This window comes from Oribacterium sp. KHPX15, assembly GCF_900107835.1.
Classification (GTDB): Bacteria; Bacillota; Clostridia; order Lachnospirales; family Lachnospiraceae; genus Oribacterium.
Genome location: NZ_FNRG01000035.1, coordinates 13,884 through 27,767, shown reverse-complemented (window position 1 = coordinate 27,767; position 13,884 = coordinate 13,884). Strand labels below are relative to the sequence as shown.

The following is a 13,884-nucleotide window of genomic DNA, read 5'->3' as shown; positions in this document are numbered from 1 at the left end:
TTTCTTGGCTTTATTTACAACAGGTTGAAGCTCGGAACCTCCCAATATCCAAAGAGCACCCTTTTGTTTTCTTTTATCGATGTACGAAACCTTTGATTCTTCTAATAGCTTGATAATTTCATCAGGTGATTCTTCTTCTAACCCTGGTATTTTAAGTTGCTCAACAAAAGAGTATTTCTTTTCATCAGCCTTTTTTAATACCTTTGCAGTATCTTCATGTATCACCTTATCAATACTTTTTATATTTTCCGTATGATTTGTTTCCTCTCTAGGTTTTTCATACTTTGTAGGATTTAATGCTTCTTGTATTGTTTCACTTACGTCAATGGGCTCAGGTTCCTCTCCATATAAAATAATGGCTGCACGGTTCTTTACCCGGTTTAATAGTTCTGTATCTCTCTTTACATAAGAATATTTGTCGGAATCTTCCGGATAAATCTCAAAATTAGTAAGATCAGAAATAACACGTTCGAGCGTCTTTTCAGGATATCTATAGTATTCACTACCTCTTATACGAATAAATCTCCATCCCAAGCGTTCAAGTATTGTTTGACGCTCCATATCTTCACGTATCTTCGCCTCACCACTGTGCCATCTTTCACCATCACATTCAATTGCAACCTTATTGTTTCCACAAAGGACAACCATATCTAGTCTATACGCACCTACTTCCCACTGTTGTTCTATATGATATCCCCGATCTGATAGACTTGTTGCAACTGAAACTTCAAATGGTGATTCAGATTTTGACTCAATTTCATCATGTCGTATAGCTGATGCATTGGGATTTAATGAATAATCAATAAGAATTTTACGCATATCACCTGGCTTTAAATCTAAAGCCGGATCCAATGAATCAACAACCCATAATTGATCTCGTGCTCGGCTGACCGCAACATTATAACGTTTCTTAATAGCATCTTCTGTTCCGCTTCCAAGCATTCGAATTGGTCCATTGCCATCGCCACTATCCACAAGACTCAGAAAGATCACATCACGTTCATCGCCCTGGAAATTTGCAGAATTACCACACAGGATATTTCTCTTGGAAATCTCCACAGGATCTATTTCCTGCTCTATCATTTGAGATATAACCTTTACTTGTTCATCACCGAGTAAAGATATGACTCCCATTGATTTATTATCATATTCAGGTTGTTCTAAACATGCTTTCATAAGAGCAATTATTGCTTTAGCCTCATTTTTATTTGTTTTTCCTCCATCATCACGTTTTCCATTTTCTACACGATAATTAACTACAGCTGGTTGTAGTATGCTTTGGCTCGCATCTCTAAGAGGCTTGATTTTATAATCATAGGAAAGCATATTGCTAAAACCTATTATTTCCGGTACACATCTGAAGTGCTCCCTGAGCATTAATGGCTGGAATGTTGTAGCCGCGATATCATAAATAGATGTCTTAGAATTGTACAGATGTGAATTCGGTATCTTATCTTTTATATACATTTGCTCTAAGGAATTCATCTTATCAACTTCCATACCGACAGCCATAGGACTAACCTGCTTATCATCTCCAACAATAATCAGTTTTTTACCCATATATAATATAGCCAATGAAGATATGTCAGATTGGCTTGCTTCGTCGATAATAATGATATCAAATCGATTATTTTTAGGGTTAAGAGTTTCCAATGCCCTATTTATAGGCATAATCCACCCGGGCACAGCGTTTTGACATTTAGCCATTAACTCTCGTGCCTTAGCCTTTAATGCAGGTGCCCTTTTACCGGTACCTTTTCCTATTTTTTTGACTGTTTGCTTCCATCCTATAAGTGCTTGTTTCATGTCGATATCATGTTCAGTCCGATTCAACAAATGATACCAGGCACTTTTTTCGGCATATAAAGCCGTGATTTTCCTATAATCAGCTCCTAATCGTAAGCTTTCACTCTGTAGATCACTTAATGGTTTTTTGGTGATATCCTCAATAATTCCGTATAATTGTTTCCACTTCCACGCATCTTCAATATTATCCGGTACAGTGAATTGACCATGTATACCTTGCCGTCTTCGAATCGAATCTGCCCATTCAGGTGCTATTGGATCAAGCATTTTTAACATCATACATCGTCTATTTTGGACAAGATTCTTACTGTATATCTCACTCAACTCAGAATAATGTATCGAATATGCTTCCGTATCGCTTCTGGATATGTCCGAATCCAATGCTCTGCAAATCTGACTAGTTCTTCTTTCTCCGGCTGTTAGATTATATTGTGTTAATTTTTTTGATTTTGCGTCATCCTCAGATTTAACTAAAGCTGTTAATATATCACAAATGTCCGGAAGTGTTTTTTCTATAGCATTTAAAGCTTTATCTATATGTGTTGCATCCGAATCAAGTTCATCTTCATTAAATACAATCTCTTTAGGTATACCAAGTACACTCAATTTATCCGTTAAGAGTTTATAGTCTTTATCGTACCAATCAAGATATGTTTTTATGATACTAACGTGTTTCTCAGCAATCATTTCCTGATTGTCTGTATCTAACTCATAAAATTTGCTTTTACCTTGTGAAGGTAGAAGGTCATTCCAATAGTTTGCACATTGATCTCGATATTCATTTAGGTCTATTTTATGAAGTATGACGTCAATCTCTTTTGATGATTGAATTTCGTTACCGTTTATTTTTACTGAATCAAGAACAATGCGATATTCCTTATGCAGCATCTTACTTATCGCACTAATCTTCCCATTTTTTTCTAATTCCAAACGTAACTTTTCAAATACAGGCTTTTTACTTGCTAAATCAAATGATCCATCAGTTTCTATATTCATTCCCAATTGCTCAGAAATGATAGAATCTGCGAAATCTTTTGTCTTCTGGATCTGCTCGATTAACATTAGCCAGCGTTGTTTATAGTTTCCACCCCTTTTCCCGTCTATAGCTACGGCTTTCATCCAATTCTCTATTTCACCAAATGCATCAACATAACTTTTTAAATCCTCTACAGCTTCTATTGAAGGATATGGTATTGATATGGCTTTTTTAAGTCCGCTAATTATTATGTTCTTATTTTGAGGATCAGCATTTACTGTCCATCCATTTTTTTCTGAAATAGCCTTTATGATTTTATTGGATTCATTAAGTGCATTATCTATATTTATAAAAACATCCGGAGACATTAAAGATTTAGGATCAGGTAAATCTTTCGCCAATTCGGTCTCATCATTTGTTGTGATTATTTCGTTACTCCGGTATAAATCAGTTAATTCATCAAAAGTCAAAGGTAAAGGAGCATTTAATTTTACTTTTCCCGGTATGTAGGATAAATCCTGCATATGATCCACAACAAATTCGGCTGCCTTAGACGGAGAAATACTCTCTCCATTGTATACAATACAGTTATTTTCCGCGTTTATTATCTCATAAATGGTTTTTCTTGTTTTTGCAAGTTCCTTTATGATATCGCGTCGTTCAATAGCCAGCGAATCCATTTCTTTTTTTAACGCGTAAGATGTAGTATCGGACATATATGTTGTGATTCCGTCAATTGACCTCTCCATGTCAACATTAGAATCATCAAGAATAGATACACATAAGTTTTGCAGACTGCCGTAAATTTTCTCTTTTAATACTTTGAGCGCCTTTGTTGTTTGACTGGTAACAAGAACACTTTTTCCTTGTGCCAAAAAATGTCCCATCAGATTTGCAATAGTATGAGTTTTTCCGGTTCCCGGAGGGCCCTGCACAAGAACAGCATTATATCTCTCTATTCTTCTTGCTATTTCCAACTGTTCTTTGTTAGCTTCTTTGGATAAAAGAATATCGACACTTTCACCACCAACTTGAGCCAAAAGTTCTTCTATTGTTTCTTCTTTATCATTTTCAGGCACATCAATAGTACCACCACTTACAATATCAATTATAGGTGCCGGTACTTCTCCTGTTTCATTGACATTTTCAATTATTTGTTCAATTGCCTTTATTGTACCATCCAGTCGTTTTCTTACTATATAGCATGGTGACAGATACAGCAGTAATCTTGAATTGTTTTTCCAATTATCTGGAATTCCGGAATCCGAAAATACACTTTTAGATGATAATGAATGAATGAGAGCTTTTAAAAAATCAGGTGTATCATTTCGATCTAACGGATGATAATCATTATTCTGTAAATTCTCATTAAGAGTATCAATTCCTTCCAGATTTACATCATTCATTACCTGAAATACTGAAGAATATAATTCTGACGGTACTTCTGCATTAATAATGTATATTGTATTCTCATTTGCATCATATTCCAGCTTTACACGATGTGTTAAGACCGGGTGATTTATCTTCCCATTTTCCTTATCACAAATGATACCATTTGCGACTATCATCTCTTCAGTTTCTGATTCACGTTGTAGGTCAAAATAAAGCCTATAAAGATCAGAAAATAAATCCCTAGTCGCCTTGGTTGTTTTTTGCTTTTGACACCATATATTCCTTAACTCTATCCATTTTCCAAAAGCCAAAACTCTATCTGGATCAGATTCAAAAAGCACAATTTCGTCTTCCGGACCATCAGCACTTTTATCCGCAGAAATCGCACTTGAATCTTCACCTTCTATAATTATTAAACTCGATCTTACTTCTGCATCTTTAGTATAATCATCCCATCCAGGAAGAAGCCATTCTTTAAATATTTCATCTGGCTCCGGACATTTAGTAAAATCGGGTTTATGAACAACCAATAAAACATTATCTTTATTAGTTTCAGTTTCCTCTTCTTCCACACGATCCTGATAAAACACCTGTATATTATCCGGGTCGTCTGGCAGATTTGACAATTCATAATGCCATATATGGTCTTTATAATCAAGAATAGCAGTTTGCTTTAATTTGTTTAGTTCTTCAATAAACTGAAATAGTGATATAACCTTATTTTGCTTCGTTACTTCATCGTAATCTTTGACAGTACTATTTTCAGTCAGATCTTGCATAATGATATATCCTTCCTACACTTCAATGCGTAATCCGCTATTATTCCCTTCAGTAACTTAACAGAAATATACCTAACCTCTTTCTCCTGAGCATTAGCATATTTAATCTTAGACGTTGTAATGTCTCCAGTCTGTCCCCCAACATTGATGACATAAATATCGTCGGACATATCTTTCTTCTTTTGCATGTCATCAAGCATTTTTTTGTTTAGAAACAGTTCATTCATCCCAGACTTCATCGTCCCCGGAATGTCCAAGGAGACTTATACTTATGAAAAATTGCCTTCCAGTATTATTTCACGGTGAAATATTGGAGTATTCAAGAACCGCAATACGTTTTCCGTTCTCGTATTCCAGTCAGGTGCTGTTTTTAGTCGATTTAAACCCCAAGGGTTACTCCTTTGTTTCAGATATCTATTACTCTTAATTCGATCAATGCTAACAGATATGATTAAAGCAGTCGGAATGTGATCATATCGTCAAGAGTAATATCCCGTATGTCACACTCTTCTTCGCCCTTGAGATAAGTCTGAATGTGATAGAACATCATACATTCTCGCAATCTGGCTGTTATGGCATCACTACGGCGCTTGTAGCCATAATTTTTTAACAACGTCCTCAGTTTCATTCTCGTATAATGTTGGTCCGTTATGAACCTGATCCTCAATCTCATCAGCATAAAGAATAGGTCAAACTCCGGATATTCTGACATGAAGTCTTCTTTTACGAAAGTAACCCCTTTATCCTTTAAATCTCTTTCAATTTTTGGAAATTCTTTATCAAGAGTTTCCTTATCTATTAGATAGTCTGCCCAATATAGGACATCAGAAATCATTTTTTTCTTATTTCCCTTATATAACGGATGAAGGTACTCGTATTCTAGTTCATAAAGTTTGTTTAAAAACTCCATCTGACTTTTGCTGCCCATATCCTGACTCACAACAAAGTAAGCTATAGAATATGCATCATAATAAAGCTCAATCATAATTTGTCACTCTTCTTTGCATTACAGCTTCTGCACAAAATCTGCAGATTCTCGGGAATAGTCTTGCCGCCTTTGTTCATAGGGATTATATGGTCAACCTGGAAAGGTATCCTGTCCTTTGCCTTCATGCCACATTCAGCACATACATAATATCCCTTATCATCTTTAGCCTTAGCAAAGGCTTCATCGCGGAGCTCTTTCTCGTAATTCGGATTCAACTTCCTTATCTCATATAGAGACATATTTGCCATCTCTTTTGTGCCGTACTTGACATTATTCTCATCGTCAAAAATGTCCGGGCTTGACAGCTTCATCATTTCAATGTCCAACTGCTTCCAGAAATATACTTTTCTTCCAAAGAAGAGTCTAAGCATATCGTCATCGGTACTATCCCAGAGAGAATCCACATACTCTGCTTTCTTTCTTGGTCCCATATCCTCATCCCAGATATGCTTTGCAATGGCAGCAACATCAAGCTTACTCTTATCCACCGCATCAAATGTATAGAATTTAGGTACGGCCTCATACTGAGCATAATACTTCAGTATCCTTATAACATCTGTTTCGGAATATGGCGGAATCATTTCTCCAAGGAAATAACTATCTCTTAACTGATCAGCCATCTCCTTAAGAGTATCCTCCGGCAAGAACCCATCATCCGTATCTATATCCTTGAAAAGAACAGGAAGTGCCTCCATCATGTCTTCATAGGATTTTTTCGTGCTGTCATAGACCATTACTTGATAAGAGTGATCCATGCCATTTTCTTCAAGATATGAAAATACATACATGCCTATCGGAATACGCTGTTCAAACGGCACACGTTCTAACGCGGTTGTATCTACGGAATCATCAAGGATTGAAGCAAATTCCTCAATCTTTGATATTGCTATCATACGGATATCATGTTTCTGCTTATCTATATCATTTTCAATAAAATCATTATCCGTATCTATAAACAGATTCTCAGGATTTATCCATGCGATATGCTCATTCCAGTTATCTATGAACGATACAATATGAGCATCAGGAGTTCCGCCGGCAGCCTCACCTCTCAGGGCACGTCCTATCATCTGTGTCATAAGGATTGTTGACACAGTGGGCCTAGCAAGAAATACAGTTTTTGTCTGAGGGAGATCCACGCCCTCTGTGAGAATGTTTACATTCACAAGGACATTAATTTTGCCACTTCTATAGGCTTCAAGCTTTCTTTCATTATCTTCCCTGCTGATAGTAACCCCGGTAACTGAGTCTTTCACATCAGAAACAATGAAATCTGCCGGGATTCCGGATTTATTGAAGAGTTTTGACAATGCAATAGCGTGTACAACATTTACTGCAAACACTATTGTCTGACCATAAATATCTTTATGCTTCTTATATGTGTCAACTATCAGCTTGTTTCTGGCTGCACTTTTTGCCATCTGTCCAGCTATAGAATCAGGAATCACGTCCAAATGAGATATCTTTTCCCAATCATCAAGTCCAAGGTTATCTCCAAATGCCTCCTCCGTATAGCAACTTTCAAAGATAGGTTTTGACAAAATACGTCTGTTTATCAGGTCTTTAAGTCCAATCTGATATGTGATACCGATATTACCCTTTGTGACCTTGCCCGATGACACACCATCTGAGAAAATCTTAGCAAGAAGTCCCTGCTCACTATCAGCAGTTCTGATCGGAGTTGCGGTTAATCCGATTATCTTTGCATTTTTAACGCTTTGTTTAACGTAGTCTATGATTTTCCTATATGTCTTTGCTGTGGAATGATGAGCCTCATCAATCACAAGATAAACTTCTTTTTCTCCATTAATCCAAGCACTAAGGGCATCCATATTTCTGCCAATACTGTCCTTACTGGCTATCAACAGATCATCTTTTGGGGTAATGTCAATGGATCTGTCGTGATTAGTCGAACCGGAAACGATTCTATAGTTGAATGATGAAGCATTCGGAAGGCTTTCTGAATAAGCATACTTTTGAAAGGATTCAGCTGCCTGATCAAGAAGCATCTGTCTGTGGGCAATCCAAAGAATCTTCTTATGTTTATTTAAAGCATGCTTAAGAAGCCACAAAGACGCTGTATACGTTTTACCGCCGCCCGTGGGTAGAACAACCAAAGTGCTATAGTTTGAGCATTCATCAATAATATCAAGGTTCTCCATAGCCTTTTTCTGATGCTCGTATGGAATACGACTATTACGCCCTGTTTTTGCTGAAACAAGGCCGTGTGATTTAACTTCTACAAATGTATTTTCCATCATAGTCCTCTCTGTTTAATCCGCTTGTAAAACAACATACTAGGATTCCAAATACCTAACCGCTTTCCCATGTGCTTTTGCATATTCAATTTCCGAACGTGTGCTTTCCCCGATATAACCGCCCACGTTAATTACAAAAATAGAATCTGACAAGTCAATTTTCCGCTTATGCATGTCATCAAGCATTTCCTTGGTTTTGGAAACAGCTCCTTCATCCATGCCATCCCAGACTTCATCATCCCCGGAATGCCCAAAGAGACCTACACTTATGACAATGTTGCCTTCCAGTGTAAGCCTCTTCTGTATCTCTATAAATTCATTTTTAAACCGTGTGCTTCCGCATAATGTCACGACAGGATATCCAGACTTTATCTTTTTGAAATTCTCAATCAAATGGGGAATACCCTGACATATCCAAAATTCTCCCGAAACCATTCCGGAAGACATTCCTCCATGGTCAAATCGTTTAACATGAACCATAGTGTAATATTTTAGTGGTTCACCTACGACTTTCTCATAATACTGACATATTTCTCCTGCCAAATCTCTGGGTGTGATGTCAAAAGATTTGCCTCTAAAGGCTTCCTTCATCTCATCCCAGAGATAGGGGTCACCTCTCAATCCCCATTGCTTAGGTTTATTTTCAAATATCAATGATAAATCTTTGCTCATGGTATTCTCCTTAACCAAAAGATGGATTGTTCATATGTAAAACCTACGGCATTATTTATTGAGCAAATCTTTTAATGCAGCCACTTCTTCGTCAGTAAGGGTTACACCTTTACCCATTTTCTCATGGTTCGGAGCCCAGTCACGGATATCGTACTTTGGCGCTCCTCCATTCCATGAAACTTTATTAAATTCTTTCTGCCAGCCTTTTGGACTGGTAGAAAGAACTCCTATTTCTTCAATTATTTCATATTTAAAATCTGCCATTGTTACTCCTCTTGAACACTTAACGTCTTCGTTACTAATACAAAATCAATTAATTTCGTCATCGCTATTATCTTCATCATCTTCGTCATAGTCATAACTATGTCTTCCATAATAATCATAATCTGGATCATCTATTAAATCATATTCATCAGCTCTTTTCCAACACCGACTGAATATTGCATAATATATATCTCTAATTGATGGCTTTTCTAATAAAGAGCAACTAACTTCTCCTGTTTTTTCACTTCTACCAAGCCATGCAAGAACATAATCATCTTCTGTGCTTCGTGTATTATCGTCCAATACTTCTGTTATATAGGAACGAATACTTTTTTCCATGTTTGCTGTTTCCTCATCTCTAGGATAATCTTGTCCTGATAGCGCCCAATAATCAGAATCAGCATTTTGGACTGTTTCAGCAAACTCGTGAAAAAAAGAATATTTATCTATAAGTATGTCTTCTTTCATTCTTCCAAAAATTTTATCAACAATGCCATCTGCCACTCTATAAGCATCACGTTCTATTATCACTTCAAAATAGCATCCTGTTGCTGATTTGATTTTTTCAAGAAAACACGTTTCATTATTACGTTCATTTTCTTCCAATACATTATCTAACATAACATTGGATTTATCCAATAAAGAATCATACATTCCACGAATCTTACCTAATCTATACTTAATCTCTGGATTTATCTTTTTTAACAATGATAGTATAGAATTATTATTATAAATTCTTATATGATCAAACTCCGTGTTTAAATAATTCCAAAGATTAATCATATTAAGAATATATATCTTCAGCTGCTCAATTATATCACCACAAATCTGAAACCCATATATTTGTTCAAAATGATCTAAATCCTTCTCCCATGTTGCATTCTCACTTTTTAACATAGAAAAATTATTACTAAGTTGCCAAAAATCATCCTCACTACTCAATCGTTCTATATCATCTTTGAATCTAATTATTTCGTTTTCCGTAGCTGAGTCTGAAACATAAGCAACTAGACGAAAATATTCATTAATAACTTTAAACAAATTCTTGGATATAATGTCATAATGTTCAATTAGTAACACAAGACCATAATAATCATCTCTATGGCTTAACTGTAAGCGATCATACATAGATAATCTCCTTTTTCACTTAATCTTATATAGATAATCTTACATATCTATTTATCTAACTAACTCAATGTATAAAAAATAAGCTACGTACTAATCTCTTCCCATATGTTTGAAAGCATCTCTTACGCCGTCCTTAGAATAAACGTATATTTACTATAATCGTCTTTATTAGTAAAATAATAAACGTATTTCAATCTCTGTTAAAAAAGCGTGACTACTGTGCTGATAGTCACGCTTAAAATTATATCCAAGTCTTTTTATTAATTTTTAAAGGTCAGGAAACAATTCCTTTAACTTCTTCTCAAGGGCATTCTCCTCAGTATATTGAAGTGCATCACAGCACTCAATATTATGCTTCTTAATCTCTATATCCTTGCTGAATCCAAGAATGTATGAAAGACAAATCTTATATATAATCTGTGTTGGAGCCAGACCGTAAACCTGTTTTGCAAAAATATGATTGAGTCTTTCAGCGTCATCAGGGTAGAGTTTCTTAATGCTTTCATTCTGATAAAGCCTCTTCACTATTTCAGTAATATACATACCTGATTTCATGTAAAGGTCCGCAAAGGTATGATTCGGGTCATCGAAACAACCCGGATTCTCTGCCTCTAATCGATTAACCATATCTTTAACTACCCACTTTGGAGTAAAGATCTGGTTTGTTTTCTGCGGAGGAATATAATCAAAGATATCCTCCTCCTTTCCGGGTTCAAAATAATTAGCAAGAGCAACCTTCTTAGCCATAAATTCCTTCACAGAGTCATTAAATACAACCGGGTCGAATAAATGACCGTAATAGTCCTCTTCTAAACCAGTTTCCGAATTCTTAACCTTACCACCATCACGAAGCAGCCTAAATGCCTCCAGAGAGATACTTGTCACATCCCTAAATACTTGATCGGGGATTATCTTGTCGAAGTTTTCCAATGTGGTCTCTTCGTCACCATAAGCCATAAGAAATGAAGGAATGGTTCTTGAAAATCCGCGCAGATGATCCTTTATAGAATCTTCAATTGTTCGTTTTCTCTGTTCTCTCTTTTCAGTCTCTACGGTCTCTACAACAGTCTTTCCTGCATTTTCAACAAAAGTTTCTACAGATTCTTTGATGGTATTCTGCAAAGTCTCTACTGCTTTTTTCTGTTGCTCATCAATCATCTGATTGATGGTCTGCATTTGTTCTTTAGTGGAAGCTTCTGCAAGCTTTTCCTCACGCTCTTTCTCAAGAGTACGCTGCTGGATTTTATAATCGCCAACGGCTTTTCCCACAACTGCATGAGTCTCTGTCTGGAGCTTACGTTCCAAACCTTTCTTTGTTGCAGTAGACAGCTCTTTGCCATACTGTTTCTCGGCAACATCCAGAATGTGGTCTGTAACTTCTGTTTTGAATGTATTGGTTAACTTTTCTATGAGCTCTTCTTCTTTTTTGACTGAATCTGTTTTCTCTGGAGCAGTTTTTTCAATAACATTGGTTAATACGTCGTCTATTTCACTCTTGTCATAAATCTTGTCACCGAACATATCGGCAGCTTTACCTATGACATAATCTTCATCAAGCTGAACCTCACCTTCCTCATTTATCGAGAGATCTTCAGCTACCTGGGGATTAACTTCAAAATCGTCCTTTGAAGGTGCTATGGCAGTAAGAATATCTAATACTTCCTGTGGAGCATTGAATACCCTGCCAATGTTCTGGAATAAGTAGTCCGACATAAATCCACGTCTTACTACTTCCTGTGATTTTAGCTTTCTAGGTATAGAAAGAACTTTTTCAGCATCAAGCTCAATCATTTCACCTTCTGCATCTTCTGCATATACCGGGAAGAAGTTTAAAAGCTCTCTGACATGCTGTTTACGTGTGTCAGAGTCTCCTTTATCTCCTGACGTATCATCAGAAAGACCGTTAGCTATCTGCTCATATATGATGAGTGTTCTCGCTGGATCAAAGTCAAAAACATACGCATTTTCTTTTCTATAATGTTCTGTGCCTTTTGTAAAAAGACATGGATTTTGTGCTCTGAATGCAGCCTGCATATAAAGAGCTGGACTCTTAAGGCTTGACAGCATTAATACGGCAGACCACTCCGGGATAGTTACACCGGTTGTTAATTGACCTACAGACAGAGTTATTGTTTTGTCGTGCTCTTTAATTGCCTTGTTAACCTTGTCAAAAGCTTTCTTTATTTCAACATCATCAGCTTCCCTATCCTCATCAAGCTTTCCATCACCTGCCGCGAGTACAATCTCATAATTTTTAAATACTGGATGATTGTTAAGCTTCTTTGCAAGTGCCTTTGCACTATCTACTCTATTAAGAAGCCATAGAGTATGTTTAAGCTCATCCCTTAGATCATCAGTAGAAAATGGAAACTTCTCCTGAGATGTAAGGGCGTCAAGAAACATATCTACAGAATCATCATATACAAACTGTCCATTATTCTTGGTAGAGAAAAATTCATTCAAATCAAAAGCATACTCCTCTGTCTCCCCGTTAATCTCAATGCCTTGAGACAGTTTATCTCTGATGATTTCGGACATCTGATAAGTAAACATATTAAGCCGAGGAAGCTTACCATATGGATTTTCATCTCCTGGTTCTCCCTTAAACTCTCTTTTTGCTTTCTGCTCATCAGCGTATGTCCAGTTATAAATTGCATCCCTTGAGAACTTATCATTAGCAAGAGCTTTGAATGGAGTGCCCGACAAATGCAGCGTTTGTTTACGTTCAATATGATCAAATGCTACATCTGTCTTATAGGTATCAACGCCTTCATGGGCTTCATCAATAACTAGGATATCCCAATTTGTATCACGCACTTCTTTTAGCTTGTCGTACTGACCACCAAAATAAATTGAGCCCTTCAGATCCTGTAAGCTTATGAACTCTATACAGCCACAAAACTCATTTTCATCTACATGAGAAGCGTATTTCTGATACTCTTCTCTTCCCATGACATAAGGATGCTTCTTTCTATCCTGTATTCCATCTACAGTACTCACAAAGTGATACCCAGATTTCGTACCCAAAAACTTCTCATAATCCTCATACCAAGAGTTAGCAATAGCCGGTCTGTTAGTTACGATTAAAATGTTAACAGCTCCAAGTCTCTTGCAAAGATCATAGGTTGTAAGGGTCTTTCCAAAACGTGGCTTTGCATTGTATAGGAATTGTCCTCTCTCATGTTTATTGAAGTAGTCAAATGCCTCTCTTGCCGCTTTTTCCTGTTCTGGTCTCAGAGAATATTTGATAACTTCAGAAGATTCTAACTGCCCTCTTTTCTCTTTGAATTGATAAAACAATGTTTTTGAGAGTGGTGGTAAGACTTTGAACCACTCAGTTCCTTCTTTACGTTCAATTCCATTTTTACTGAGATAAGCATGAAAATCGGAATCATGAAATATATCTCCAGATCCGTCGTCATAAATTGCTGTGCCTTTCCATTCAAGCCTATATTCAACATCAGCAGTATGCATTTGCTGTTCAAGACGCTTTTCAACAGTTTGCTCCGTATATCCAATTTTTGTCCAGCCATCATGTCTACGTATTTCAGGAGTAGTGTAGGCATAGATCATAGGTACTACTTTTTCCGATGTTTTTAGATTGATTTTTTTGGCCATTCT

8 protein-coding genes are annotated in these 13,884 nt (G+C 36.6%); all 8 read right to left on the bottom strand.

The genetic code is table 11. From position 1 onward, the window contains the following. A partial coding sequence (locus tag BLV86_RS15215; RefSeq protein ID WP_090819227.1) for an AAA domain-containing protein occupies positions 1-4,953 on the bottom strand: 4,953 nt, incomplete at its 3' end. Next, positions 4,941-5,180 carry a hypothetical protein gene (locus tag BLV86_RS15210; protein ID WP_090819224.1) on the bottom strand — a complete coding sequence of 80 codons (240 nt, stop codon included), beginning with the start codon at positions 5,178-5,180 and terminating at the stop codon, positions 4,941-4,943. The genes BLV86_RS15215 and BLV86_RS15210, both read right to left, overlap by 13 nt. A 224-nt stretch (positions 5,181-5,404) precedes the next feature. After that, complete coding sequence (locus BLV86_RS15205; RefSeq protein WP_090819221.1) at positions 5,405-5,938, bottom strand: hypothetical protein; 534 nt, start codon at positions 5,936-5,938, stop codon at positions 5,405-5,407. Beyond that, the gene (locus tag BLV86_RS15200) at positions 5,935-8,202 is read right to left on the bottom strand and encodes a DEAD/DEAH box helicase family protein (RefSeq protein WP_242873337.1); all 2,268 of its coding nucleotides are present in this window, start codon (positions 8,200-8,202) and stop codon (positions 5,935-5,937) included. Before BLV86_RS15200 ends, BLV86_RS15205 begins: the two co-directional genes overlap by 4 nt. Before the next feature lie 36 nt (positions 8,203-8,238). Continuing rightward, positions 8,239-8,871, bottom strand: coding sequence for a hypothetical protein (locus BLV86_RS18375; protein WP_242873336.1), 633 nt, complete (start codon positions 8,869-8,871; stop codon positions 8,239-8,241). Between the two features lie 51 nt (positions 8,872-8,922). Beyond that, entirely contained in the window at positions 8,923-9,135 is a 213-nt protein-coding gene (locus tag BLV86_RS15190; protein WP_090819219.1) for a YdbC family protein, read from the bottom strand. Positions 9,136-9,180: 45 nt separating this feature from the next. Further along, complete coding sequence (locus tag BLV86_RS15185; RefSeq protein ID WP_090819216.1) at positions 9,181-10,263, bottom strand: hypothetical protein; 1,083 nt, start codon at positions 10,261-10,263, stop codon at positions 9,181-9,183. Between the two features lie 267 nt (positions 10,264-10,530). Then, the gene (locus tag BLV86_RS15180) at positions 10,531-13,881 is read right to left on the bottom strand and encodes a DEAD/DEAH box helicase family protein (RefSeq protein WP_090819213.1); all 3,351 of its coding nucleotides are present in this window, start codon (positions 13,879-13,881) and stop codon (positions 10,531-10,533) included. Positions 13,882-13,884: the final 3 nt, after the last annotated feature.